This is a genomic window from Pseudomonas sp. NPDC089396 (genome assembly GCF_044749545.1).
Taxonomy (GTDB): domain Bacteria; phylum Pseudomonadota; class Gammaproteobacteria; order Pseudomonadales; family Pseudomonadaceae; genus Aquipseudomonas.
This window is the reverse complement of sequence record NZ_JBIVIC010000003.1, coordinates 211,778-236,873: the sequence shown is the minus strand read 5'-3', so window position 1 is coordinate 236,873 and position 25,096 is coordinate 211,778. Positions and strand designations below refer to the sequence as shown.

22 protein-coding genes are annotated in these 25,096 nt (G+C 54.6%); 13 read left to right on the top strand and 9 right to left on the bottom strand.

Going from position 1 to position 25,096, the window contains the following annotated elements; translation table 11 throughout:
* The first annotated feature begins 122 nt into the window (after positions 1-122).
* The 9 genes from ACIPZB_RS07050 to ACIPZB_RS07010 all read left to right on the top strand — a co-directional run bounded on the left by ACIPZB_RS07050 (position 123) and on the right by ACIPZB_RS07010 (position 11,549).
* On the top strand, positions 123-893 hold the full coding sequence (locus ACIPZB_RS07050; RefSeq protein ID WP_336084907.1) for an IclR family transcriptional regulator: 771 nt from the start codon (positions 123-125) through the stop codon (positions 891-893).
* Positions 890-1,681 (top strand): IclR family transcriptional regulator, encoded by a 792-nt coding sequence (locus ACIPZB_RS07045; RefSeq protein WP_336084909.1) that lies wholly within the window; start codon positions 890-892, stop codon positions 1,679-1,681. The genes ACIPZB_RS07050 and ACIPZB_RS07045 overlap by 4 nt, the downstream gene beginning before the upstream one ends.
* A 569-nt stretch (positions 1,682-2,250) precedes the next feature.
* Positions 2,251-3,603 carry an MFS transporter gene (locus ACIPZB_RS07040; protein WP_400639522.1) on the top strand — a complete coding sequence of 451 codons (1,353 nt, stop codon included), beginning with the start codon at positions 2,251-2,253 and terminating at the stop codon, positions 3,601-3,603.
* A 75-nt stretch (positions 3,604-3,678) separates the two neighbouring features.
* A complete protein-coding gene (locus tag ACIPZB_RS07035; protein ID WP_400639521.1) occupies positions 3,679-5,034 on the top strand; it encodes an OprD family porin in 1,356 nt (451 codons plus the stop codon).
* Positions 5,035-5,459: 425 nt separating this feature from the next.
* The gene (gene hmgA / locus ACIPZB_RS07030) at positions 5,460-6,758 is read left to right on the top strand and encodes a homogentisate 1,2-dioxygenase (protein WP_336084915.1); all 1,299 of its coding nucleotides are present in this window, start codon (positions 5,460-5,462) and stop codon (positions 6,756-6,758) included.
* A gap of 14 nt (positions 6,759-6,772) precedes the next feature.
* A complete protein-coding gene (gene fahA, locus ACIPZB_RS07025; protein WP_336084917.1) occupies positions 6,773-8,068 on the top strand; it encodes a fumarylacetoacetase in 1,296 nt (431 codons plus the stop codon).
* Positions 8,068-8,706: a maleylacetoacetate isomerase gene (gene maiA / locus ACIPZB_RS07020; protein WP_336084919.1), complete on the top strand. Its 639-nt coding sequence runs from the start codon at positions 8,068-8,070 to the stop codon at positions 8,704-8,706. The genes fahA and maiA overlap by 1 nt, the downstream gene beginning before the upstream one ends.
* A gap of 47 nt (positions 8,707-8,753) precedes the next feature.
* Positions 8,754-10,121 (top strand): MFS transporter, encoded by a 1,368-nt coding sequence (locus ACIPZB_RS07015; protein ID WP_400639520.1) that lies wholly within the window; start codon positions 8,754-8,756, stop codon positions 10,119-10,121.
* Positions 10,122-10,592: 471 nt separating this feature from the next.
* Positions 10,593-11,549, top strand: a complete 957-nt coding sequence (locus ACIPZB_RS07010) for an MBL fold metallo-hydrolase (RefSeq protein ID WP_336084923.1) — start codon at positions 10,593-10,595, stop codon at positions 11,547-11,549.
* A gap of 539 nt (positions 11,550-12,088) precedes the next feature.
* Here ACIPZB_RS07010 and ACIPZB_RS07005 read toward each other — a convergent pair.
* Positions 12,089-12,481, bottom strand: a complete 393-nt coding sequence (locus ACIPZB_RS07005; protein WP_400639765.1) for a DoxX family protein — start codon at positions 12,479-12,481, stop codon at positions 12,089-12,091.
* Between the two features lie 215 nt (positions 12,482-12,696).
* Here ACIPZB_RS07005 and ACIPZB_RS07000 point away from each other — a divergent pair, with 215 nt between their 5' ends.
* Positions 12,697-13,488: an IclR family transcriptional regulator gene (locus tag ACIPZB_RS07000; RefSeq protein ID WP_336085080.1), complete on the top strand. Its 792-nt coding sequence runs from the start codon at positions 12,697-12,699 to the stop codon at positions 13,486-13,488.
* Positions 13,489-13,668: 180 nt separating this feature from the next.
* Here the strand turns inward: ACIPZB_RS07000 and ACIPZB_RS06995 are convergent, their stop codons facing one another.
* Positions 13,669-14,718 carry an EthD domain-containing protein gene (locus ACIPZB_RS06995; protein WP_336084925.1) on the bottom strand — a complete coding sequence of 350 codons (1,050 nt, stop codon included), beginning with the start codon at positions 14,716-14,718 and terminating at the stop codon, positions 13,669-13,671.
* Entirely contained in the window at positions 14,711-15,907 is a 1,197-nt protein-coding gene (locus ACIPZB_RS06990) for an MFS transporter (RefSeq protein WP_400639519.1), read from the bottom strand. Before ACIPZB_RS06990 ends, ACIPZB_RS06995 begins: the two co-directional genes overlap by 8 nt.
* 142 nt (positions 15,908-16,049) lie before the next feature.
* On the opposite strand from ACIPZB_RS06990, the gene ACIPZB_RS06985 reads away from it, so the two are divergent.
* Positions 16,050-16,973 (top strand): LysR family transcriptional regulator, encoded by a 924-nt coding sequence (locus ACIPZB_RS06985; RefSeq protein ID WP_336084929.1) that lies wholly within the window; start codon positions 16,050-16,052, stop codon positions 16,971-16,973.
* Between the two features lie 6 nt (positions 16,974-16,979).
* Here ACIPZB_RS06985 and ACIPZB_RS06980 read toward each other — a convergent pair whose 3' ends face one another.
* Positions 16,980-17,903: a LysR family transcriptional regulator gene (locus ACIPZB_RS06980; RefSeq protein WP_336084931.1), complete on the bottom strand. Its 924-nt coding sequence runs from the start codon at positions 17,901-17,903 to the stop codon at positions 16,980-16,982.
* Positions 17,904-18,050: 147 nt separating this feature from the next.
* Here ACIPZB_RS06980 and ACIPZB_RS06975 point away from each other — a divergent pair, with 147 nt between their 5' ends.
* Together ACIPZB_RS06975 and ACIPZB_RS06970 are read left to right on the top strand one after the other, a co-directional pair.
* Positions 18,051-19,178, top strand: a complete 1,128-nt coding sequence (locus ACIPZB_RS06975) for an alkene reductase (protein WP_400639518.1) — start codon at positions 18,051-18,053, stop codon at positions 19,176-19,178.
* Positions 19,179-19,517: 339 nt separating this feature from the next.
* On the top strand, positions 19,518-20,066 hold the full coding sequence (locus tag ACIPZB_RS06970; protein WP_400639517.1) for a hypothetical protein: 549 nt from the start codon (positions 19,518-19,520) through the stop codon (positions 20,064-20,066).
* A 70-nt stretch (positions 20,067-20,136) separates the two neighbouring features.
* On the opposite strand, the gene ACIPZB_RS06965 is transcribed toward ACIPZB_RS06970, so the two are convergent.
* The 5 genes from ACIPZB_RS06965 to ACIPZB_RS06945 form a co-directional block, all read right to left on the bottom strand.
* Positions 20,137-21,498, bottom strand: a complete 1,362-nt coding sequence (locus tag ACIPZB_RS06965; protein ID WP_336084937.1) for an MFS transporter — start codon at positions 21,496-21,498, stop codon at positions 20,137-20,139.
* 71 nt (positions 21,499-21,569) lie between these two features.
* Complete coding sequence (locus tag ACIPZB_RS06960) at positions 21,570-22,418, bottom strand: fumarylacetoacetate hydrolase family protein (RefSeq protein WP_336084939.1); 849 nt, start codon at positions 22,416-22,418, stop codon at positions 21,570-21,572.
* A 15-nt stretch (positions 22,419-22,433) separates the two neighbouring features.
* Positions 22,434-22,646 (bottom strand): acetyl-CoA carboxylase biotin carboxyl carrier protein subunit, encoded by a 213-nt coding sequence (locus tag ACIPZB_RS06955; protein ID WP_336084941.1) that lies wholly within the window; start codon positions 22,644-22,646, stop codon positions 22,434-22,436.
* Between the two features lie 24 nt (positions 22,647-22,670).
* A complete protein-coding gene (locus ACIPZB_RS06950) occupies positions 22,671-24,203 on the bottom strand; it encodes an acyl-CoA carboxylase subunit beta (protein WP_336084943.1) in 1,533 nt (510 codons plus the stop codon).
* Positions 24,200-24,976: an enoyl-CoA hydratase/isomerase family protein gene (locus ACIPZB_RS06945; protein ID WP_400639515.1), complete on the bottom strand. Its 777-nt coding sequence runs from the start codon at positions 24,974-24,976 to the stop codon at positions 24,200-24,202. The genes ACIPZB_RS06950 and ACIPZB_RS06945 overlap by 4 nt, the downstream gene beginning before the upstream one ends.
* Positions 24,977-25,096 lie beyond the last annotated feature (120 nt).

Here is a 25,096-nt window from a genome sequence, read left to right as displayed (position 1 = left end):
CTGTTGATTGCGGTAGACGGTTGGAGGCGATACAGTGCCGCTTTTAACGCATTGACCAGTTATCGCATGCAGAACAGAGCAGGTATTCAGGAAGGGACACTGCTTGCTGATGGAGACATTCGATGAAGTCGTCTCAGCGGGGAGTGCAAAGCGTTGAGATGGCGGGGCTGATCCTGCGCACGATTGTGGAGCAGTCCCGTCCTCTCAGCCTCAAGGAAATCGCAGACCTTGTCGAAACCCCTCCGTCACAGGTCTATACCTACCTCGTTAGCTTGACGCGTGTAGGTCTTCTCAAGCGCAATGACTACACCCAAGCGTTTGAGCCGGGGCAGCTTTCGTTCCGGCTCGGCGTTTCGGCTCTTTATCGGCTTCCGAAAGTCAGCGAAGCGATTCCAATCGTCAATGAGATTGGACGCCGCCTGGAAGTCAACGTATTTGTGGCTGTCTGGAGTCGACACGGCCCGATCGTAGTGCACTATGCGGAACACGGTACGGTGCTGAGTATCGGCTTTCGTCTTGGTACGGTTCTTTCTTTAACCAGGACTGCAACAGGCCGACTGTTCGCTGCCTACCAGCCTCAGGAACTGTCGGCGTCTGTAATCGAAAATCAGACCTTCACCAGAGACAGCCTCGAGACATTCCAGTCCGAAGAATTCAAAGAAGTCTTGGATGAAATTCGGAGTGCCGGAAGATCTGTCGCACAAGGCTACCCAACCCCTTCGGTATCTACCATATCCATTCCCGTCTTTAACGATGCAGGGTGTCTCTTGCTCACAATGACAGCATTTTCCGCAGCCGCCAGCTTCGATTTGGCACGGATTGCTGAGGTAACCAATGAGATGCGCGCGGCATCTGAGCGTCTCATTAATGGATATGCGGAAGGCAAGCCATGAGCGAGCATGACGAGAAAAGCCCTCGCGGCATCCAATCTGTTGAGGTGGCGGCTGAGCTGTTAGAGGCGCTAACGCTTCTTCAAAAACCTGTATCTTTGAAGGAGTTTGCCTCAGCTGTAGGCATGAGTTCTGCGCGTGCGTTTCCCTATTTGGTCAGCTTGGTACGCTCCGGCCTGGTTTTCAAAGATGAAGAGACAGGTCTCTACGAGCCTGGATTGGTCGCACGAGATCTAGGAGTGCTGGGGTTGCACTTCCTCAGTCCCACCCATGAGGCGGAGCCGGTCGTCAAAGAGCTCGCTGCAGCCACGGGCCACGCAGTTGTACTCAGCGTTTGGGGATCTCTTGGCCCTACTGTGGTACGAATGGAGGAGGCTCGCTTCAGTCTTTACTCTGAGATCCGACTTGGCTCGGTGATGTCGCTGACAAATTCTTCGATCGGTCGTACATTCTCGGCCTGGCTGCCCCAATCGGCCTTGCAGAAAAACCTGTTGCTTGAAGAGATCCGTGATGCGGGCTCTAGTACTGCGCGCCTCGATCTCCCTAGCTACCTTGAGCAACTCTCCTTGATTCGCGAACGCGGCGTGGATGTCCAACGAGATCGCCCGATGCCAGGGTTGAGCTCGCTGAGCGCACCTGTGTTCGGGCTCAACGGAGAAATCGTATTTACCCTTACTGTATTTGACGACACGAATGCCATGAACCTTTCGGTGGATGGCGAAACTTCGCTTACGCTTCAGAGAAGTACTCAGAAGCTTTCCAGGCAATTGGGTCATTATTCGACCCCTTGAGCTTCGGCCTCTGTAACCGTACCTGGACATCCAAACCTTTGCCCCTTTCCAGGTAGCCCGGCGCTAAGCATGCTCAGCCCAGAAGTGGGGCTGAGTGACGTTTGCTAGCAGCGAAGTAACAATATTCTTAAGCGCTACGGGTCTGAATCCACAGCAAATGCCATGAAAAGTGCAACGCTTTTACAGCGTTGTTTTGGTCTGCGCTTGTCCAAAACGACGGAAAAACACGCCGTCTTAGGCCAATTTAGTCGATCGGCCTCCCTTCGCCTTGTAAGACGTAGGTCACCCCACTGGACTGTCAGCCTGTCTATCTCAAGCGCTTTGGGGAGCGTCTTTGAGCCGTTCTGAAGGGCCATCAAACGAAGTGAACCAAGCCGATTAAGGCCGCGGGGGCGCGCCTGAATGGGGGTCGGACTTATGGAATTTGCAATTGACAATATGATTTGCTATTGGCAAATTCAGCCCCGCGGTTCCGGCTTACGCCGGATTCGGCACAGCGGAGGCACGACTCCGGCAGGATGCCCCGAGACGCCTTCAAAGGTCGTTGAGATAAAAATAAGAGAGTCACGATGATGAATACGCAATCTATAGGCACGCCTGTGGGTCAGGGAGTGTCGGCATCCGGTGAGGCGCTGCTTTTTCGTAAGGTTTTACGGCGGTTGCTGCCATTCTTATTCCTTGCCTACTTTTTTTCTTTCCTAGATCGAGTAAACATTGGTTATGCCAAGCTTCAGATGCAGCCGCTACTGGGTTTTACTGATTCCCAGTATGGACTGGCTGCGGGCATATTCTTTCTGGGATACGCTTTCTTTGAGATTCCAAGCAATCTGCTGATGGAGAAAACCGGCGCGAGAGCCACGCTGACCCGCATCATGGTGCTGTGGGGTATCACCTCAGCGTTGACTATGTTTGTATCAACCTCACTGCACCTCTACATTCTCAGATTCTTCTTGGGTGTATTTGAGGCAGGGTTCTTTCCAGGTGTAATTCTCTATCTCAGCTATTGGTTCCCCAGCTACATGCGTGGACGGGTAACATCCCTCTTACTTTTAGCGACACTGGCAGCACCAATCGTCGGCGGGCCGATTTCTGGTCTCATCATGCAAAACATGGAAGGTATTTACGGCTGGGCAGGTTGGCAGTGGATGTTTTTGCTTGAAGCACTACCCATCATTTTCATTGGGATATGCTGCTTCTTCTATCTCAGTGATAAACCGTCCCACGCCACTTGGCTGACTGCAGAAGAAAAAGCCATTCATCAAGAAATTATGGTTCGTGATAGCGCCGCTAATGTGAGTGCCGGTGGTCATGGTAAGGAAGCGATTTTCTCGGCGCTGACAGATCCTCGAGTCTATCTTTTGGCATTCCTGGCGTTTAGTGCATATTGCGGCTCATATGCATTTAACTTTTGGCTTCCTACCATGATCCAGCAGATGGGCATAAAAGATGTTTCAACCATCGCGCTTTATGCCGTAGTTCCTTTCTCGATGGCGGCTCTAGGGATGCTGGTGATAGGGCGGAGTTCTGATCTGAGGCGGGAGCGTCGCTGGCACTATGCTTTGAGTATGATTTTTGCGGCAGTGATGTTGGCAGCAGCCAGTATTTGGCAGCACTCCCTCGTCGTTTCACTACTGCTCCTGGGCTTGGCAGGTTTTGGCTTCAGCGGCGGTGTCACTGTTGCATGGGCGCTGCCTGCGACGTACCTAAAAGGAAGAGCGGCTGCGGCAGGCATCGCGCTGGTCAGTTCACTGGCAACGCTCAGCGGCTTTGTTGCCCCATGGCTAATTGGTGTCGCACGTGACTTGACCGGTAGTAGTAGTGCAGGGCTAGTCAGCATTAGCGGTATGATGCTGCTTTCAGCGCTTGCCATGATTTTCATCATCCCAAGTCGAGCAACATACGTCGCACCTAATCCGAACTGAGAACACTCATGTCAGCCACCTCGCTCGGTGGTGATGGCGTTCGTCGTGTGTATTATAAAAACAAGAAGATTAATCATGGCAAAAATTAACAACGGCCTTGTGCCACTGATGGCCATTGCAATTGCAATGGCACATACGGTACTCGCGACAGCTGCTGAAAGTAACGGGCTGATCGGTGATAGCCATCTGGATGTACTGGCAAGAAATTTCTACTTCAATCGAGATCTTCGTAACGGCTTATCTAACAATTTGGGTCGAAATGCATTCAAGCCGGCCGATGAACGTAATGGTTATCGTGAAGAATGGGCGCAGGGCTTCATAACAAATTTTGTATCGGGTTTCACTCCTGGCTTGGTGGGGGTCGGAGCTGATGGTCATTTACTTGCGGCCTTCAAACTAGACAGCGGAGGAGGGCGAGCGGGCTTGAATCTTCTCAACGTCAACAGCGAGGGGCATCCTAGTGACAGCTACGCTGAAATCGGAGGGTCACTAAAAGTCCGCGCATCTAAAAGCGTGCTTCGCTACGGCTCACAGATGCCGGCCACGCCAGTTTTCGCGGTGAGCACTGTCAGACTACTTCCGGCGATTGCAACTGGGTGGTCGTTGAATATTAATGAAATAGACAATCTAAATATTGACGCTGGTCGCTTTACATCCATTAGTGGCGTGGATTCCACTAATAGTGATGATGACCTGACTACGGACTATGCGGTAGGAATTCACTCCAAGCGAATTGACTATCTGGGGTTAAACTACAAAGAGGGTGAGTTTTCTGCCAGCATTTACGGCTCAGAACTTCGAGATGTATGGCGTCAATATTATTTCGGTGGAAAATATAGGATCGTCCTTTCTCCTGATCGGTCTGTGTCTTTCAACTTTAACTCATATAGAACTACCAGCTACGGTGCGGAAAATGGTGGGGAAATTAATAATTTCGCTTGGTCGCTGATGTCAGGTTATAGCCAATCGGGTCACACCTTTAGCGTAGGTTATCAAGCCTTGTATGGCGACGAGCCACTTGATTGGGTGGGCTTTGGAACGATGGGAGGAAACGTTCTCATGGGTAACGCGGTTCAGTACGCGACTTTCACTGAAGCCAACGAAAAATCTTGGCAGATCCGCTACGACCTTAATCTGGCGGCTTACGGGGTACCTGGGTTGGCGTTCATGACGCGCTATGTCCGTGGAGATGGAATGGACAACGATGGGAGTTCCAACACCCGGTACACGGCCAGGCACATCTACGATGATGACAAGGACAACAAACACTGGGAGCGCGATATCGAGATCAAATATGTCATTCAAAGCGGGCCCGCAAAAGACCTATCGCTGCGGTTACGGCAAGCGACTCATCGCGCCACCACGGGTTACCGATACCTTGACGTAGATGAATATCGATTCATTGTTGAGATGCCTATCAACGTGTTTTGAGCCGTTTGGATTCCCCCTCCGCACCTCACTTTGAGTCATTGACACCCAGCTGGCGATTGCACTCAGTGGGACGATAGGTCAGCGCAATGCTGATCATCTACATGCGCAATCAGCGATCGCCAGCCGATGATGCTGGCGAATCGCACTCAGCTTCCTGGTCGTCCCATACGCCTCCCGAGCGCATACCCATATGACCATCGCTGACAGCCTTGGGGGTAGTACAGAGCTCTCTCCCGCCCAAGGCGGGGGTCTGAAGTGTCTGCCAGCCCTCATCCTGAGTCCCTCAAATGTTGAGAAAGATCCGACTGCGTTGGACTGTCAGACGCGATCTCACCTGCGACGCTTGACCGCACCTCATTACGGATTTACGATTTGCGTAATCGAGTTACGAAAAATAAAACGCACACAGCGACGCAGGAGGAACGATGAGCACCAACGACAGCGGCATCGGGTATCAGTCAGGATTCGGCAACCAATTTTCCAGTGAAGCAATCGCGGGCACGCTGCCGATTGGCCAGAACTCCCCCCAGCGGGTAGCTCATGGTCTCTATGCGGAGCTGTTCTCTGGCACTGCCTTTACGATGCCTCGCCATGAAAGCCGTCGTACTTGGATGTATCGAATCCGTCCATCTGCATCCCACCCGACTTTCAAAGCGATTCCTTCACCTATCCCAGAGGGTAATTTGGCACCAGCCAACCCCAACCGTATGCGTTGGGATGCGCTTGAAGTGCCGGCAGAGCCTACTGACTTCGTGGACGGCCTCCGCGCAATGGTTGCGAACTCCAGCCTGGATCATCCCAGTGGAATCACAATCTTCCATTACGTAGCAAATCGTTCGATGGAGCGAGCGTTTTACAGCGCCGACGGCGAGCTCTTGATCGTGCCTCAGTTGGGTAAGCTTTTGCTCGTGACTGAGCTGGGACGTATTGAGCTGCAGCCGCTGGAGATTGCTGTCATCCCTCGTGGCATGAAATTCAAGGTGGAGCTGCTCGGCGCATCGGCCCGCGGTTATATTGCCGAGAACCATGGTGCTCCGTTGCGACTACCCGACCTGGGGCCAATCGGAAGCAACGGCCTGGCCAATCCTCGCGACTTCCTCACTCCAAATGCTTGGTTTGAGTCCGAGCAATCGCCAACTCGATTGGTGCAAAAATTCCAAGGGAGCTTCTGGGAAGCTGAACTGGATCACTCGCCGTTCGACGTGGTCGCTTGGCATGGCAACAACGCTCCGTACAAATACGACCTGCGACACTTCAACACCATCGGTTCCATAAGCTTCGACCATCCAGATCCATCCATTTTCACTGTGTTGACTTCCCCCACGAGCGTTCCTGGACTCGCGAACCTTGATTTCGTGATTTTCCCTCCTCGCTGGTTGGTCGCGGAAAACACCTTCCGTCCGCCATGGTTCCACCGCAACCTGATGAACGAGTACATGGGGTTGATCGAGGGTGAATACGACGCCAAGGCTGATGGCTTTACCCCCGGTGGCTCCTCCCTGCATAGCTGCATGAGCGCTCACGGCCCAGACGCCCAAACCTCCGAACGCGCCATGGCAGCCAACCTGGAACCTCAGAAGCTTGATGGCACCATGGCCTTCATGTTTGAGACACACCAGGTACTCCGCCCTACGAAATTTGCGCTGGCTAGCCCCGCGTTGCAGGGCAATTACGACGCATGCTGGGAAGGCATCGCTGGAAAATTTGAAAGCACAAATTCCTAATTGAGAGAGTAGTGATGAACAGCTGGGTAACTTCGGCCAATGGCCATCCTGATTTTTCGCTGGCCAACCTGCCATTCGGTGTTTTCAGCGTTCAAGGCGGCGAGCGCCGCACTGGCGTTGCTATCGGTGACTTCATCTATGACCTTAAAGTCGCCCTCGAAGCTGGCCTGCTGACCGGCGCAGCTGAGGCAGCGGCGGAGGCTGCGGTAGGCGGATCACTCAACAGTTTCTTCGCCCTGCCACGCCAAGACCGCAAGGCCTTGCGTGAGCGTTTGATTGAGCTGCTCGGCGAGAACGGGGCTGAGGTCGAAATTCAGCGCCAATTCGGTGATCGATTGCTGATCGAGGCTTCTCGCTGCAATCTGCATGTGCCTGCTCGCATCCAGGACTACACAGACTTTTACGTTGGCATCCATCACGCCGAAAACGTGGGCAAACTCTTCCGCCCGGACAATCCGCTGCTGCCCAACTACAAATATGTGCCAATCGGCTACCACGGCCGTGCATCAACCATCGTTCCGTCCGGCCAGCCTTTTGTACGTCCTTCAGGGCAAATCAAGCTTCCTGATAGTGATGTTCCAATCCATGCACCTTCCCGCCGCCTGGATTATGAGCTCGAACTGGGTCTTTGGATTGGCCGTCCTAACGGTCTGGGCGAGCCGATCGACATCCGCGATGCACGCGAACATATTGCTGGATTCTGCCTGTTGAATGACTGGTCGGCCCGCGATATTCAGGCCTGGGAATATCAGCCGCTGGGCCCATTCCTTTCCAAGAGTTTCGCGTCGACCATTTCACCATGGGTCGTGACTGCCGAAGCACTTGAACCTTTCCGCACGGCCCAGCCTGCTCGGCCGTCCGGTGACCCAGCTCCGCTTCCTTATCTGCTGGATGAGGAAGATCAGAGCACGGGTGCTTTTGATATTCGTCTCGAAGTTCTGCTCCTAACCGCAAGCATGCGAGAGGAGGGTGCCGCACCATACCCGCTCAGCGCAAGCACTACGCTTAACATGTATTGGACGTTCGCGCAGATGGTGACTCATCACACTGTGAATGGTTGCCAGCTTAACCCGGGTGACCTGTTCGGTACCGGCACGCTGTCTGGGCCCACCACCGAGTCGATGGGCTCTCTGCTAGAGATGACGCAAGGCGGCAAGCACCCTATAACGCTTCCAAACGGTGAAAGCCGGACGTTCCTCGAGGACGGTGACGAGATCATTCTGAGAGCTCGCTGCGCTCAAGATGGCATTGGGTCGATCGGCTTCGGTGAGTGCCGTGCGGTGGTTCTCCCTGCCCGGGAGATCCGTTGATGATCCTTTACTCCTATTACCGGTCGACGTCTTCGTACCGGGTAAGGATTGCTCTGGAACTGAAGGGGCTGTCGTATGACGTTTGCCCCATCAATCTGATCAAGGACGGCGGAGAACACCACTCCGCTAGCTATCTGGAGATCAACCCCCAAGGCCGCGTGCCTGCCTTGGTAGATGAGTCGGTTCGGGTTATTCAATCACCGGCGATTATCGAATACCTGGAAGAGGCATACGCTGACAAGCCGTTGCTAACTGGTAGCCCAGCAGATCGAGCGTTGGCGCGCTCGATTGCAGGCATCATTGGTTGCGATATCCATCCTCTACACAACGTGTCTGTGCTGAACAAGCTACGAGCGGCTGGACACGATGAGGCCTTCGTCAATCAGTGGATTCAGGACTGGATCTATAGCGGCTTCCAGGCAGTGGAGGCCCTGATTGGCGAAAACGGTTGGGCACTCGGTGAAAAGCCTGGTCTCGCTGACGTGTACCTTTTACCGCAAATTTACGCGGCCCGTCGATTCGGCTTGGATCTGACTGAATTCCCCCGAATTTCGAGGGTTGAAGCACTGGCCGCGGATCATCCAGGGTTCCAGCGTGCACATCCTGCGAACCAGGTCGACACACCGCCTCCGACGTAAAAAGAGCAATTCTTACGTGGCCTCACAAGAATAATCGGATTGCCATGATGAATAACCAGATTGAAGCCTTCCGTGCGGCATTGGATCAACGACCGTTTTCTCGGTACCAGTTCCGTACACTTGTTTTACTGATCCTCCTGCTCGTCTGTGATGGTTACGATGCCCAGCTTCTGGGCTTCGTAGTCCCTAACTTGGCGCAGGAATGGGCTACCCCGAAAGCGGCGTTCGGCATTGTGTTCACATGCAATCTGATTGGCCTTACCCTGGGTTCACTGTTCCTTACACCACTCGCAGATCGATTCGGGATCAGAAAAACCTTACTGTCCTGCGTGTTGTTGTTTGCTGGGCTTACGCTCCTGTCCGCTTGGGCACACAACATCGAAACCCTAGCGGTGATTCGCTTCCTGTGTGGAGTCGGCATGGGTGGCGCTATGCCGAGTGCGATGGCGCTGATGGCTGACTACGCACCGCCTCGCATGAAGACATTCTTTGTGACTTTGGCGGCGTGTGGCTTTTCGTTCGGTGGAGCCGCTGGTGGCTTTGTCGCCGCGAGTATGATGGAGCATCACGGCTGGCAAAGTGTATTCATCGTCGGCGGGGTAGCGCCATTGGTTCTGCTGCCATTCCTTTACCTATGGTTGCCAGAGTCCTTGGCGCGGCTGTTTAGTGCCAAGCATCTTGGCCAATCGCTTAAGAGGATGCTTGCCACTCTGGTACCTCAGTGGACTCCACCGGCGCCTGTTCTTGAGCACGGCAAAGCACAGAAGGTGACTATCGCGGATCTGTTCCGCTACGGTTATTTGAAGCCAACCATCTTCATCTGGTGCACGTGTGTATCTACCTTCATCCTGCTCTATTTCACTATCAGTTGGTTGCCTACGTTGCTATCGGAGGGCGGTTTCTCTACTAGCGCGGCGAGCCTTGCAACATCCTCCTTCCTTGCATCAGGAACGGTCGGCGCTATCGCGTTCTCGTACCTGGCGGATAAGGTCAAGAAAAAAGTCTGGCTACTCGGTAAAATCATGGCGGTCTGCGGTATTGCAACCGCTGCGATCGGCTACAACCATGGGATACCTACGCTGACTGTCTTAGCCGTGATGATCGCTGGCTTCTGCCTGATCGGTGGTCAGTTGACGTTGAACGCACTGATCAGCAATTTTTACCCCCCTCACATCCGTGCGACCGGTGTAGGTTGGGGATTAGGTATCGGCCGTTTAGGTTCGATCTCTGGGCCATTGATCGGTGCCATGCTCATCTCAATGCAACTACCGCTCAGTACCGTGATGCTCATCGCCGCGATTCCGGCAATAGTAGCGGCGTGCCTTATCGTGAACATCTCTCATCCGGACACAGCTTGCGAAAAAAAGATACAAGAGGTTGATAGCCTCCGCCCGACATCTTTAGCTTCCAAATAATCAGGTCTGCGGAAAGTTGTAGACAACTGCTAGATTAACCTCGCCCTGTCGCGTCTCTGATGCGGCGGGGTTTTTTTCGTTTAAAAAGATCAAGAGGTTTCGCTGCAGAATGCCCACCGTACGTCTACAGTGTCTATTGTATGATTGTTTGCCAAGCTTCCTAACGATCTGAGGAGTTTCCAACCTGAACACCTCCAAGGAGGCGGAGGTAGGCATTGAAGACAACCATTCAAAGGAGCCAGCGGCTGAAAGCTTTTTTCAGCCGTTTGGCGAATCATAGGCGACTCTGAGTCAACACTCTTGCGAAGGCTGCTGTATATATAAACTCTGTGTAGCGGATTAGGATGAACTCAGGACAGTCGCTCAAACCTATCGTCAGCTGGGCGCTTAGTTGGCCTGAATAAGGCGCCGAGCATCAAATGACATTGAAGCGGCCGATATGTTCTACATCTAATTCTAAGGAGAATATCCATGGCCAAAGCCTTTGCCTCTTCGACTGACACCGTCGACAAAATTGAAACGCTGGAAGTGATTGCTGACGGTGTATATGCCTTGACCGCCGAAGGTGATCCAAACGTTGGCGCCATCGAAGGTGAAGATTTCCTGGTTTGCTTCGACGCACGCGCTACTCCGGCTTCGGCTTACACTTGGCTCAAGCAGCTCCGCGAACACACCGACAAGCCTGTGAAGTACCTGATCCTGAGCCACTACCACGCCGTGCGCGTGCTGGGCGCCAGTGCTTTCGAGGCTGAGAACATTTTGGCCAGCACTGCCACCGCGAAATTGATCGAGGAGCGCGGTCAGGAGGACTGGGATAGCGAGTTCGGTCGTATGCCGCGCCTGTTCAAGAACCCAGAAGAAATCCCAGGACTGACTATCCCCAACATTGTCAGCGACGATTACACCATCGAGCTGGGCGGGGATCGCGGTACTCTGGAAGTTAAATTCCTGGGTCGTGGCCATACTGCGGGTGACCTGGTCGCTTGGCACAGCAAGAGCAAGACTCTCTTCGCCGGCGACCTGGTTGAAGCAGAAGCTGCACTTTACACCGGTGATGCCTTCCACTTCGACTGGGCGGGTAAGACCCTGGATGGCGTCAAAGCCTTCCGCGCCGAGAACGTTGTCGGTGGTCGAGGCGCAGTTGCCAAAGGCCTCGAAGCTTCGGATGCCGCCATTGAACAAACCCGCTCGTTCATCAACGGGATGCTGGAGCATGTTGGCAACGCTCACCGCAACGGTGGCACTGTCAAAGATGCGTTCGAAGCAACTCACAAGGCCCTTGAGCCGCAATATGGCCAATGGCCGATCTTCGAACACTGCCTGCCGTTCGACGTTCAGCGGGTCTGGGACGAGTACGAAGGCGTTGAGTGGCCACGCGTGTGGACTGCTGAACGCGATCGCGAAGTGTGGGCTCTGCTGCAGGGCTAAGGCTCACGCCTAGTTTCCAACTCCTTTGTTTAGGGACAGCTTGAAGTTTTGACGGCTATGAACATCGTGTTTTGTCCCCACAGAGCGGCCTAGGCCGCTCTGTTTTTTTGGATGTAAATTATCTCCCATCCCATCCAAATCCACCGTGAACAATTTGATGAGCATCGGCTTCACAGGCAGCGAAAAATCCTACGGATGACTTTCACACACCCGTCTGGGTTCACCTCACACCTTTTGCCCGAGCCAATCGACCTAACTGAGCCCAAGTTCCGTTGCGAGAAATAGCTTCCGTCTGACGTTTGATCAAGAAGCAAGCTCCATTTCCCCGCAGACACTGAACTCTGATGCTTGCCAAGGTCACGCTCCATATTGTCAGGCAAAGGTCTGAACCACGGCGCGCGTGCATTTCGTCACCCCCGCTATCTCGTTCGGCCATGTAGCATCCTGGTTCGAGACCTGAGAGATTTTGTAGATGACTCTCTTTATCTCTAGCCAGTATCAGACCCTGTACAGGATGGGGTCTGATACCGATAGCTAAGTCATTTTGACAGTCGGAATACCCCTAGCTGCCCAGGGCCGACAGCGTATAGAGCCAAGAAACCACCTGCGATGGCTACGTTCTTATAGAAATGAGTAAACATGGCCATGTATTGCTCCGGAGGTACCGACCAATACGCATGACCGATGAAGCCCGTTACGAGGGTATAGGCGGCGAAAAATAGCGCTAGAGGTCGGAAGCACACCCCCAGCAGTAACAGGAGGGCGAGGGGCCCCTCGATCGCAATGGCTACGACAGCGAACAGCGTGGGGAAGGGGGCTCCTACTTTGGCCATCGATGCGATTGTCTGATCCAGGTGCATCACCTTGATTACAGCGAATATCAAAAACAGAGCGCAAAGAAATACTCTCGCGATTACCGGTGCTAGGTTCATGCTAGCGGAGGGCGAGTGGGGCTTCGCATAAATCATTCAGCTTCTACCTTGAGGAGTGGTTCAGAAGCGCCAGCGAGTGGGGCAGTGCTTCGCCAGCGGGATAGCCAGGCGGCCATAGGAATTTTGTTATGCGTAATCAAATTACGCAAATGATAATTTGCAGCTCGTTCGACCAACGCGCTATAAAGCCGGTTTACACGATAAGAGTCCGGGCTATGGAAAATGTGCCAGCTCCAGCTGCCGCAAATAAACAGACGGTGAGATCTGCGGAGGTTGGGACTGAGATTCTGCGCGCGCTTGCCCAGCTCTCACCGTCCACCTCTCTCAGTGCGTTGGCCAAATTCATCGACATGCCGGCGGCCAAAATACACCGGTATCTACAAGCGCTGATTACAAGCGGGTTCGCCGAGCAAGATGAGCAAAGCAGCCATTACAGGCTTGGCCGTGAGGCTCTGTATGTAGGGTTAGCGGCGCTCAGCAGTGTAGATATCTACCGAAGTGGCGGCAGAGCCCTCGTGGAATTGCGCGATGCCATTGAAGAGACATGCTTCTTAGCAGTTTGGGGCAGCGAGGGAGCAACGGTCATCCAGGTCGAGCCAGCCCCCAGGTCTGTGACTGTCGTCACGCAGATTGGATCGGTCTTACCGATCTTTCGGTCTTCGACGGGACTCGTTTTTGGCGCCTATCTGCACCACCTTGATTTCCAGCATTGGCTCGACAAAGACACCGCCCAGCACAAATCGTCAGACGCATTGCGCAGGGAAGATATCGAGGCGCAACTCGCCGGCGTGCGCGACAAGCGTATGTGCTCGATCCGCGGGCTGTTTATGCCTGGAATCAATGCTCTATCGGCACCAGTCTTCGACGCGTTCGGGAACATCAAGGGTGTGCTTACAATAGTCGGGTCGGTATCAAGCTTTGCTGCTGAGCTGAACAGCTCTCAAGCCCAATTACTGGATCAGGCTGCCAGGCAATTGAGTGCAGAGCTCGGGTATCGTGAGGAGTAGATGCGCTCATGACGGAGCGGAAGCGGGTGTAGAGCTCGTGTGCAGGCTGGGTGAGTGCATTAACGGTTGTCTTGGATCTAAATGCCACGCTCTCGATCTGATGCCACAAATGCGTGGTAAGTGGCTCAGGTCGAGAGCATGAACTCGATAAGTGAAGGCGGCACCTTCACCGTATGGGAATCACAGCGAATCGAACACGCTGAAGGGAGTAGGTTGCTCTTCAATCGCGGTTGTTTTCTCGAAGATGAGCCGATTGACAATTGTCATGCTGACTGACGTCCACCATTCACCAGCACTGGTGTCGATCATCAAACCCTCGTCTTTAGCAATCGCTTGATAGTCTTCGCTACGGAGGAAATCCTCCAGGTCGTTTAGGCTTGCGAAGCTGAGCAAACTGACCCCGTCGAATTTGCTCGCTTCAGGGTGGTAGAAAGCCTCACCGGGTTCTGTTGGGCCAATGCTGTGTAACTGAACATAGCGTCGCACCAGGCCACCGGTATGCTGCATGAAGGTCGGAGCATGTTCATGCAACCACCAGTGTTGAAATTGAGCGCGGGTGGTTCCGACCTTCCGGACGTGTAGCTTGACCAAGGTGATAGGCTCGTTGTCCGAGGTGCTTGGCAAGACGATGTACTGCTTCGCGGGGATTGGCGCAATGTTTCGGAACATCGCGTGGTCTTCAGGAGCGATCTTGTTTCGCACCCGCTCATTTCCGAACACAACTGCCATATCTTCCAGTCGGGCGAAGTGTAGGTACGCCACTCCGTCCCATGATGGGCGGTGATACGGCGGCACGTGCCCAACGATCGTAGGCCACAGCTTTCCGTGTTCATCAACTGGGAACTGATAGGGGGGCGCATTGAAGCTGGTGGGGCCCGGAGCGAATCGGTGAAGCTGGTCGTACCGCAGCAGACGCTCAAGAGACTTGTCATCCGATTCTTCAACGTGCACGAATCGTGGGCCGTGAACCTTGCGCCAGTATTCACCCCAATGCTCGAAGCTGAGATTCGGATCGCCCTCAAGCGCGTTTTTAGAAGGATCGGCCGCAGGATCCTCGATGACGTTGCCATCATTATCAAGGCCGAAGCCCTGCGCACGGCTGCGCTCATTCAGCGGCGTGTTATCTGACCGGGAAAGGAGTGAGAACAATACAGTCAACGGTGCCCGCTCGGCCAACTTGGGCTCGATGTATGGAGTGCGTAGCAGGCGATCGTGTGTGGTGTTAGGCATAACGCTGTTCCCGTTTCGGTACATGGTGAAGATAGGTGACGGCCAGGGCGGCAATTCCTGAGACTGCAGCAAAGATGAACATGCCTCGGGCGCCGAAATTCGTGAATGCGAACGTGCCGATTGCCGCGCCTACGGCCATACCGGCCATGGCTCCAGCCATCATAAGTCCGTTCAAGCGGCTTCGTGCTTGAGGGTCAAGGCTGTTGATGATGCTCTGATGTGACACCAATCCAGCTTGTACACCCAGGTCGAAGAGCACGGCACCCACAGCTAGCAGCGCAAGGCTGGGCGGAAGAGCTGCCATGGCTACGAAGGAGACGATCACCAGAGCGCACCCTGCTCTGATTGCGATTAGAGGCCCACGTCGATCTGCCAAGCGACCGAACAGGGGCGCTGCTAGAGCACCGGCTGCGCCGGCAATACCGAACGAACCTGCTACACCAGCCCCCAAGTGGAATGGTTCCGCAGCAAGCACCAGGGCAAGGCAAGACCAGAAAGCACCCAAGGTAGCAGCCAGCAGACCTTGGACAATCATCGCCAATTTCAAAGCCCGGTGTTCTACCCAAAGCGTCCACAGACTCGCGAGCAATTTTGTGTAAGGCGTGCGCAGAGGAGCAGGGGTAGGAGCCAGCGTCAGGAATGTGATCAGGATAACCACCAACATCAGCCCGGCAGCTAAGAATTGCATCTCTCGCCAGCCAAAGCTGTCCGCAACAAACCCACCAAGGGTGCGAGAGAGAAGGATGCCAGTAAGCAGCCCGGTGGTGACCATCCCCACAGCATGGCCACGCGACTTCTCTGGTGCGACATGAGCCGCAACGGGAATGAAATCTTGGCCTACGCTGCCAAGCAGGCCCACGACCATACAAGACACAAGCAGGATATTCAGGCTTGGTGCGGTGGCGGTAGCAATGAGGGCCAGAACCAGGATCAGGGATTTGATGATGATCAGCTTGCGCCTCGAGATCACATCTCCGAGGGGAGCCAAAAGAAGCATGCCCAGTGCATAGCTGATCTGGGTGAGGGTGGGAACCCAGCCGATTTGCTCAACGGTGGCGCCCAGATCGGACTTCACCAATTGAAGACTGGGTTGGAGATAGTAAACGTTCGCCACACCGAGGCCTGAGCAGACCGCGAGCAAGAACAGCTCGACGTTCAGGGGCAGCTTTGAGGGGGTTACAGCGTTCATGTTGCTTCGTATCTCGTGTTACGACGGCCCCCTGACGCAGGGAACCTTGTTGTGCATATGCTATTGACGAATTTGCTTGAGATATACCATGCTGTGATCGCAATAGAGTTGACTATTGGTCGTCAATCGGATGTTTAGGTAAATGAACACAGCAGATCCTTTCCGTGGCATCTCAATTTTTCTCGAAGTAGTCGATGCCGGGAGCTTTACAGATGCAGCCGAACGCCTGGATATGAGCAAGTCGGGGGTTGCTAAAAGCATCTCGCGGCTGGAGACCACGCTTGGAACGCGGCTCTTTCATCGCACCACGCGCAGCCTCACGCTGACAGACGAAGGCACACGCTTTAGTGAAGGCTGTCGTCGATCGCTCAATGAGCTCAAGCAGGCCCAGACACAGTTGCTCGCTCAGCAGCAGGAGCTGAGTGGGCGTCTTCGCATCACACTTCCTATGGTGTTAGGCAAGCGGTGGGTGCTGCCCGAGTTGCTGGAAATCGCCAAACAGCATCCTGCGCTCGAGCTGGACATCAACCTCACGGACAGGCTTGTAGATCTCGTGGAGGAGGGTGTCGACCTAGCGATCCGCATCGGGCCGTTGCATGACAGCGCTACATTGATAGCGAAGCCGCTGGGCGTTCAGCGCGCGGTGCTATGTGCCGCACCCGAATACCTAGAGGAGAATGGGTATCCATCATCGTTGGAGGATCTTCACTCTCACGCCTGCATCACATTCGGTAGTGGTGGCCAGGCCAGGTCATGGTATTTCCTGGACGAGAATGGGCACAGCCACTCCATGGCCATCCGCGGCCGTGTCGGCCTGAACGACAGCGGTGCGATTCTGGTGGCCACTCTTGCAGGGTTCGGCATCGCTTTGATTGCAGACTGGCTGGTTAATGAGCATCTGGCTGCCGGACGATTAGCGGTCGTGTTGCCCGAAGTGAAGACGGTCGGCTTCCCAATTCACGCTGTTTGGCAGCGAAATCAGTTGCTCTCTCCAAAGGTTCGGCATGTGGTTGATCTGTTGGCGGAGCGGTTCGTCCCGGAACAGCCTTGGGAGGTTCGAGGCTAAAGGTCATCAAAAGCGATCCCAATAGGGCGGGGAGCCGATCTGCTCAATGAGAAATGCGGAGACTTCCCGTACTTTGCGTGACCGAAGCTTGTTTTCTGGCGAAAGGAGCTGAACCTGCATTTCCTCGGCTGATGCGGAAACGTCCCAATCGCTGAGCAACCTGACGAGGTGTCCGTCTTTGAAGCTCCCTAGGTTGAATAGCCAGCTGGGGAAAAGGACGATACCTTGGCCCGCGATGGCTGCTGCTACTAACACCTCTGCATTGTTGCTTCTGAGAGGGCCGCTCACCGTGAGGGAGTTGAATTTTTGATCTCCTGGGCGCTTGAAGAACCAGCGCTGCGCACCCTGATCGCCTTTGTAGAGGAGGCAACTGTGTTGAAGCAGATCTTCAGGCGTGCGTGGGATGTCGTGGACAGCCAAATAGTCTGGACTTGCAGCCAGGACATACCGCTGACCGCTGACGACCCGGCCTATCAGCCCTGAGTCGACGACCTTGCCCACCCGTACGGTAACGTCTGCACCTTCCTGAACGGGGTCGATAATAGCGTCCGTGAGCGTCAGCTCTACTGTCAGATCGGGATACTTAGCTTGCATGCTGGCGAGCAGCGGAGCGACATGCAGTCGTCCTAGCGCTACGGGCGCATTGATCCTGACCAGCCCCTTGATTCCCGTATCTCCCTGAACCATTTCCTCCGCAGCAGCGTCCAGCAGGCCTATGGCTTCTTGTACTTGTAGGTAGAACCTTTCTCCCTCCTCGGTCAGTTTCACGGCCCGGGTGCTGCGGTAAAAAAGCTGACGACCTAGCTCCTTCTCCAAAGCTGCAATGAATCTCGAGACCGACGAAGCGGGCACTTCATAGTGCCGGGCTGTCGCTAGAAAGCTGCCGGTCGTGGCCACCATCAGGAAGTAGCGTAGAGCTTTGATCTGCATGGCTGCCTATCTTGTTCGATGAGAAGCTTGGTGATTGCAGTAATCGCAATTTAATTTTGCCAATTATAGCTGTTGTTGCAGCAATGCAGGGTACCTACCATTGGATATCCACGTGCGTTATGCACCAGCTTCTTGGAGTCCCTACTCATGAAAGACCTCTTCAAACCGTTCGACCTTGCAGGGCTTAGGCTACGTAACCGCGTTGTCATGGCTCCGATGACACGCTCCCGAGCTATCAATGATGTGGCCGATGAGTTGACGGCTCTGTACTACACGCAGCGAGCGACTGCAGGCTTAATCATCAGTGAGGGCACGTCGATTTCCAATGAAGGGCGCGGTTACCTCTTCAATCCCGCCATCCATACCGCAGAGCAGATCGCCGGCTGGAAATTGGTTACGGATTCGGTGCATTCCGTGGGTGGACGCATATTCGCCCAGCTGTGGCACGTAGGACGTATCTCTCACCCTTCCATCCAAGACGGCGGCGGACTACCGGTGAGTCCTAGCTCATTGCAAGCGAAGGGGGCGACGGCGTACGGGTACAACGAACGAGGTGAGCCAGATCAGGTAACTCCTCCAGCACCGCGTCCTTTAACAACTGCAGAGGTGGAGCGAACCGTTCTTGATTTCGCGCAAGCGGCGGCAAACGCTATGGAAGCCGGTTTTGATGGAGTGGAGATTCACGGTGCCAATGGCTACCTGCATGAGCAGTTCCTGAACCCAAAGGTGAACGATCGCACCGATAAATACTCAGCTGATCAGATGGACAACAGGTTGCGCTTCACGCTTGAGGTGATCGATGCAGTGATAGCCCGGATCGGCGCCAACCGGGTGGGTATCAGAATCTCGCCGTACGGGCAGCTGTTCGACATGCCCCTGTATGACGAGATCGATGCAACCTACGTCGCGCTAGCTCGAGAGATCGCAAGACGCGAGCTCGCTTACGTACATGTCATGAACCAGGACAGCTTTGAACGCATTGATCGAGGTGTCCAAGGAGAGGCAGTTGGCGGATTCTTTGCCCTGTTAAAACAGATTAAAGCTGAGCTGCAGGACACCGCACTGATCTTAGCTGGCGGTCTGAACCGGTCGCTGGCGGAAGAACTGGTATCAGAGGGGCAAATCGACTTGGCTGCCTTTGGACACACGTTCATCAGCAATCCCGATCTGGTCGCTCGACTCGAACATGGATGGCCATTGACTCCAGCTGACAGAGAAACGTTCTACGGTGGTGATGCGAAAGGCTACGTCGATTACCCGGCCTATCGACCGTAATCCTGGAAATCTGCTCCACGCCTGGCTGGAATTGCGGGAGGGGTTTACTGGTCTGGGGTGGATCGGGCGCGGGAAAAAGAGGTGGTCTAGAGTGGATGGGAAGCCTTGCTATGGGCCTTTACCCAAACCTTTTGAGTACCGCGAATGAGCCGATCGTCACGACGTCGCTACGACAAAGAATTTAAAAAGATTTTGAGGAAGGACGGTGATAGATGTGGGATCTGTCGAAAGCCTCTGGAGCATAACTGTCAGACTTTCGGGGGATTCACCGCTGACGGCACGACGACTTTGACCTCCGAGTGCTGCCGTCACTTACTGCACACCCTGATGGGGTCTGGGGTGTATGTGAATCAAAATACCGACGCTATCCGCAGTGTCCTCAGACAGATGCCGCAAGGGCAGGGCCCCGCCACTGACGTCATTGCGGCGGCTGAGCGCATGCGCTCAGGCGTCAACTCAATTGATCGGTTGACCCAAGAAATGATGGCAAAGGGCGGTCTCACTTCTAAGCCCACCGGTATTTCTCTGACGGAAACACCTTGGAAATCGGACGACGCCGCCTGGTTTGATCGGAACAAGAATCGCACCCACAGGATGCGGCAGATCTACCCAGGAGAGTTTGAAACCCTTCCACCCGAGTATCAGCAGCTCAATATTCCAGATGATCATCGCCTGGAAATAGTGGTACGCCAGGTCAAGAAGGGTCAGCGCATCAGGTCTGCGTTTTGTCGAAACCTGTCTGTTGAAATCCCTGATACCGATGAAGTCATACATGTGATCTTTGACTGGGTGGCTGGGGGTGGAAACGGCGCAGGAGTGATGACTGCTCAGGAGCTTGCGGAGCTAAGCAGCAGATACAAAGCATCGTCATCTGGATCTCGTCATTGAACCTATTCCCACCGCGATCTTGAATGCAAAACGGCACGCTTAGCGTGCCGCTTTCTTAGGTTTGCCAAGATTATGCTTCGGAGCTGCCCACGTGAAGCGCTCGCTTAGGCGTTAGGAAAATCATCGCAAACGCCGCGAGCACCATGATGAAGCTGATGACATAGAGTCCTGCATGGTCTTTCCCTGTAATGTCTCTAACGAACCCGATCAGCGCAGGCCCGACGAAACCACAGGTAACACCGAGGCTGCTCACCAATGCGATCCCCGCTGGGGCTGCCTTGCCTTTCAGATACGTCGAGGGGATTGCCCAGCAAACGATGATCGCTCCACTGAACCCAAACGCGGCGGCTCCCAGGATCAGTAGCGAGAGCAACAGAGAGTCATTTGATAGCGTCGACAGCGAGAGCATCAATGCACCAAACAGTATGCTTGCGGTGTAATGCCAGCGTCTTTCTCGTCGCAGATCCGAGCTCCGCCCGATCAACAGCATCCCTAAGGCAGCACATGTGAAGGGGAACATCGCGTAAAGCGCGATATGCGTGAGATCAGTCACACCCATTTTTTGAATGGTTGTCGGCAACCAGAAATTGAAGGTGTAGGTGCCGAGCGCGCTGCTGAAATATAGGAATGCGAGCACGTAAACCTTCGGATCCAGAAAGGCAGCGAGCAGTGCGTCCTTGTGCTGGTGAGACCCTTGCTGATCGTCAGCGCCTTTCTGATCTTTTTGCATCACCTGTCGATGTAGCACTTGCTCATCCGCTGACAGCCAGCGCGCCTCCGAAGGTCTGTCGCAGAGCACAAAGAAGCAGACGACCCCGATCACGATAATCGGCAAAGCCTCCAGGAGAAACAGCCATTGCCAACCCGACCAGCCGCCAACGCCGTGGAAGTGTTGCATGATCAACGCTGATATCGGCCCGCCGAGTATGGGGGCGACCAGGGTTGCAATCATGATCGTGGCTGTCGCACGGCCACGCATGTAGCTTGGGTACCAATAGCTGAGATAGAGGATCACACCTGGGAAGAAACCTGCTTCAAATACACCAAGGAAAAAGCGCAAGATGTAAAGCTGCTGAGACGTGGTGACGAACATGGTCATGGCGGAGGTCACCCCCCACAGAATCATGATCCGTGTCATCGTCCTTCGCGCCCCGATCTTGTCGAGCAGGATGTTGCTGGGGATCTCAAAAAGCGCGTAGCCAATGAAAAAAATCCCAGCCGCGAGACCATATTGGCTCTCAGAAAGACCGAGCTCAGGAGCCATTTGCAGTTTGGCGTAGCCGATGTTCACCCTGTCGAGGAACGCGAATACGTAGGCGATGAACACGAGTGGCATTACGCGCCAGGTGATTTTTCTGAACAGTGCCTTCTGCGATGAGAGAGTGCAGGCGTCAGCATGCACCCACTGACCGCTGTCAGTGGTGGGTTCCATTTCAGTGTCCTGTATTGTTTTTGTCGTGGACTGCAAACGGGGGCCGAACGGCCCCGCGCTGAATTGGTGACTTACTGCTCGTCGATTACGCGATTTCGAAGAGTGCCTATACTGCTGACTTCGACCTCAACCACGTCGCCAGCTTTCATCCACAGCGGTGGTTCCCGAAACGCGCCGACACCACCTGGAGTACCTGTAGCGATGACATCCCCCGGCAGGAGCTCTGTGAATGTTGAGATGTAGGCGATGAGGTCAGGCACCTTGAACAGCAGATCGTCGATTCCGGAATGTTGCACCACTTCTCCGTTGAGCCGGGTCGTGAGCACCAGCTTGTTCAGATCGGCGACCTCATCTCTGGTTACTATCCATGGCCCGAAGCTGCCGGAGGCTACGAAATTCTTTCCGGCGGTGAACTGCAGGGTGTGCCGTTGCCAGTCTCGGATCGAGCCGTCATTGAAAACGCTGTAGCCAGCGACGTGCTCCAAGGCATCCTCGGCCTTGATATGACGACCACCCTTGGCGATTACAACAGCCAATTCACCCTCAAAGTCGAAAGCCTTGGACGCGGCCGGCAGTATCAGCGGCTGATCATGTCCAACCTGTGCGCTTGAGAAGCGTGTGAAGAGAGTGGGGTGCTTCGGAACCTCTCGCCCGGTCTCCTCAATGTGCTTGCTGTAGTTCAAACCAACGCACAGAACTTTGTCTGGGTTTGGTACGGGGGGAAGCCACTGAACTGCGTCCACAGGGATCCGCGGAGCATCATTGAGACTCCCGATAAGATCCAGCCCCTCAGGACATGCGAGTACAGATTTGAGATCAGGGTATTTGACCGCGAGCGACTGCCCTGCATCCGTGATGTGCTCGTGCTCGACTACACCATAGGAGGCGCGGCCGTTATGGATAAAGCTTGCCAGTTTCATAAATGCCTCCTTGGCTCATTCGAGGATGATCAACACATCGCCTTCGTCTACCGTATCCCCCTCAGCTACCCGGATCTCCTTGACTGTTCCGGCTTCATCGGCCTCAACGGGGATCTCCATTTTCATGGATTCCATAATGATGACCTCATCGCCAAAGTCGATGGCCTGGCCTGGCTGAATATTGATTTTCCAGACGTTGCCGGCCATCTGCGCTTTGATCTGACTCATTGAATATCTCCGGTATGGCTACGGTTAAACTGGGTAAATGCCGTTGCGACGGTCTATGCGCGGGATTGCCCGACGGCTGTAGAGGGTGAAGCGCTTGATGAGGTCTTCGCGCAGCGCATCAGGATCCACCACCGCTTCGAAAGAGAACTGGTCGGCGGGATCGAACGCGTTGATGTCTTTGGCGTACTCCTGGCGTTTCTCAGCAATAAAGCGTTCACGCTCTTCGCCTTCCATTGCCTGGATCTCATTGAAGTGGATCGCGTTGATCGCTGCTTCTGGCCCCATCAGTGCCGGCATAGCGCCGGGGAGGGCGAGTTGAGCATCAGGCTGAGTCGGCCCTCCGGACATCGCAAGGTAGCCGCCGCCATAGCCTTTCCGGATCATCACCGAGATTCGTGGGACTTTTGCCTCACAAACTGCATGGAGCAATTTAGCGCCGTGGCGGATGATTCCTGCCTTCTCAACCGCGCTACCAATCATGTAGCCGCTGATGTCCTGCAGGAACAGAAGGGGGACATTGAATGCGTTGCAGGCCCAGATAAACCGGGTTGCTTTATCTGCGCTGTCGTTGAACAAAACTCCACCTTTGTTCTTCGAATTGTTGGCCACGATCCCTACCGGGCGCCCGCCGAGGTAGGCGAGTCCAGTGAACATTTCCTTGGCGAAAAGTGCTTTGACTTCAAAGAGACTGTCCGCGTCTACCAGCGACTCGATAAGCTCCTTCACGTCGAAGGGGCGGTTCTGATCGGGCGGAACGATTTCGCTGATCTTGCGCGAGGACGAAGGCTTCTGGCTCTCGCGCAGCGGCGGCAGGTCGCTATTGTGCGATGGGAAGAATCGCAGGTAGTCGACAGCAGCTTTGAGAGCCTCGTCTTCGGTTTGAGCGAGGTAGTCCCCCAGGCCGCTAACGGCGCAGTGCATGCGCGCACCGCCCATCTGCTCTTCAGTCACTTTTTCACCGATCGCCATTTCTGCAAGGCGCGGTGAGCCCAGGTAGGCCGTGGCTTGCTTATCGACCATAATGATCAGGTCGCAGAGGGCTGGCACATAAGCGGAGCCTGCAGGCGAAGGGCCAAACAGGACACAAATCTGCGGTACCACGCCTGAAATCTGCACTTGGGTGTAAAAAATATTCCCCCAAGCGATTCGGCCGAGATAGCAGTCGAACTGGCTATCGATTCGGGCGCCGGCGCTGTCCACCAAATAGATAATGGGCATCTTGCTGGCGACAGCAATCTCTTGCATCCGTACGATCTTGCGGAAGGTGTGGTAGCCCCAGGTACCGGCTTTCACAGTCATGTCGTTGGCAATGACTGCAACTTCCCGCCCATCAATCTTGCCAATTGCGGTAACAACGGCGTCGCCGGGCATCCCTCGAGATGCCCCAACCAGTAATCCGTCTTCGAGATACTCACCGTTGTCGAAGATGAACTCCAAGCGTTCACGCACCAGCATTTTACCCTGCGCTTTGTGCTTTTCCTTCGCCTTATCGGAGCCGCCAGCCATGGCAATTTCGACTCGGCGCTGCAGTTCTTTTACGTTCTCGATGCCGCTCATGCTTGAGCTCCTTTCTTAGTGAAGAATTTTTCGATACCCCGACGGAGCTCTTCCGAACACATAAAGGCGGGACGCAATCCACGCGCGAGTTCAAGGCCTTCCTCGAAGCCAACGGACGATATTTTGTGGAAAGCGTGCTTACCACGCCTCACCGTGGCAGGTTCAAGTCGGGCGAAAGCAGCCACCTGGGTCTCGATCAAATCATCGAGCTGACTAGGTTCCACAGCCGCATTGATCAAGCCCATGCGAACCGCGTCAGCAGAACCGATGGTTCGTCCAGTCATCACTAGGTCAAGGGCATGGCGTTGACCCATGCGGTTAAGCAGAGCAGGGAGGATGAACAGGGGGAACAACCCAATCTTGATTTCCGGTGAGCCAAAAGTCGCTTCTTGGCTCGCATAGGCAAAGTCGCAGGCCGCCACTAGCCCGCAAGCACCCGCCATAGCAGGGCCTACAACGCGAGCGATAACTGGCTTGCTGAGCGTGGGGATCAACCCAAAGAGCGCCTGCCATGCATCACCCGTTTCCCAGAGCTGAGTGGCGCCCGCGTCGACCGTCGCGAGGAACTCATCCAGGTCACCCCCGGAAGAGAAGCATTCCCCTTGGCCCGTGATCACGATCACCCGGACATCGGGCTCCAGATCCAGTTGCTTGAGTGCATCTACCAGCTGCGAGGCAGTAGCGGTGGCGATCGCATTGCGTTTGGCGGGGTTTGAAATCGTTATGGTTGCACGCGCGCCTTGGCGACTGATGAGAAGGTCGGTGGAGGTCACTGCGGTCTCCTTTCTTGTTTTATCTAACGGTTGTTAGTTTTCTAGAATATAGCTACGCTCATCTGGCAGCACAACCCTTCACGTAAATTTTCCTAAACTGGCTGGATAGCCCGATTTTCT

Excerpts from the sequence above, each read along its gene's own strand:
- ACIPZB_RS06965 (WP_336084937.1), bottom strand. The coding sequence starts at position 21,498 with ATGGAACCCACCACTGACAGCGGTCAGTGGGTGCATGCTGACGCCTGC.
- maiA (WP_336084919.1), top strand. The coding sequence starts at position 8,068 with ATGATCCTTTACTCCTATTACCGGTCGACGTCTTCGTACCGGGTAAGG.
- ACIPZB_RS06995 (WP_336084925.1), bottom strand. The coding sequence starts at position 14,718 with ATGCCTAACACCACACACGATCGCCTGCTACGCACTCCATACATCGAG.
- ACIPZB_RS07000 (WP_336085080.1), top strand. The coding sequence starts at position 12,697 with ATGGAAAATGTGCCAGCTCCAGCTGCCGCAAATAAACAGACGGTGAGA.
- ACIPZB_RS06990 (WP_400639519.1), bottom strand. The coding sequence starts at position 15,907 with ATGAACGCTGTAACCCCCTCAAAGCTGCCCCTGAACGTCGAGCTGTTC.
- ACIPZB_RS07010 (WP_336084923.1), top strand. The coding sequence starts at position 10,593 with ATGGCCAAAGCCTTTGCCTCTTCGACTGACACCGTCGACAAAATTGAA.
- ACIPZB_RS06980 (WP_336084931.1), bottom strand. The coding sequence starts at position 17,903 with ATGCAGATCAAAGCTCTACGCTACTTCCTGATGGTGGCCACGACCGGC.
- ACIPZB_RS07040 (WP_400639522.1), top strand. The coding sequence starts at position 2,251 with ATGATGAATACGCAATCTATAGGCACGCCTGTGGGTCAGGGAGTGTCG.
- ACIPZB_RS07035 (WP_400639521.1), top strand. The coding sequence starts at position 3,679 with ATGGCAAAAATTAACAACGGCCTTGTGCCACTGATGGCCATTGCAATT.
- ACIPZB_RS06960 (WP_336084939.1), bottom strand. The coding sequence starts at position 22,418 with ATGAAACTGGCAAGCTTTATCCATAACGGCCGCGCCTCCTATGGTGTA.
- ACIPZB_RS07050 (WP_336084907.1), top strand. The coding sequence starts at position 123 with ATGAAGTCGTCTCAGCGGGGAGTGCAAAGCGTTGAGATGGCGGGGCTG.
- ACIPZB_RS06955 (WP_336084941.1), bottom strand. The coding sequence starts at position 22,646 with ATGAGTCAGATCAAAGCGCAGATGGCCGGCAACGTCTGGAAAATCAAT.
- ACIPZB_RS07005 (WP_400639765.1), bottom strand. The coding sequence starts at position 12,481 with ATGAACCTAGCACCGGTAATCGCGAGAGTATTTCTTTGCGCTCTGTTT.
- ACIPZB_RS07045 (WP_336084909.1), top strand. The coding sequence starts at position 890 with ATGAGCGAGCATGACGAGAAAAGCCCTCGCGGCATCCAATCTGTTGAG.
- ACIPZB_RS06975 (WP_400639518.1), top strand. The coding sequence starts at position 18,051 with ATGAAAGACCTCTTCAAACCGTTCGACCTTGCAGGGCTTAGGCTACGT.
- ACIPZB_RS06985 (WP_336084929.1), top strand. The coding sequence starts at position 16,050 with ATGAACACAGCAGATCCTTTCCGTGGCATCTCAATTTTTCTCGAAGTA.
- hmgA (WP_336084915.1), top strand. The coding sequence starts at position 5,460 with ATGAGCACCAACGACAGCGGCATCGGGTATCAGTCAGGATTCGGCAAC.
- ACIPZB_RS07015 (WP_400639520.1), top strand. The coding sequence starts at position 8,754 with ATGAATAACCAGATTGAAGCCTTCCGTGCGGCATTGGATCAACGACCG.
- fahA (WP_336084917.1), top strand. The coding sequence starts at position 6,773 with ATGAACAGCTGGGTAACTTCGGCCAATGGCCATCCTGATTTTTCGCTG.
- ACIPZB_RS06950 (WP_336084943.1), bottom strand. The coding sequence starts at position 24,203 with ATGAGCGGCATCGAGAACGTAAAAGAACTGCAGCGCCGAGTCGAAATT.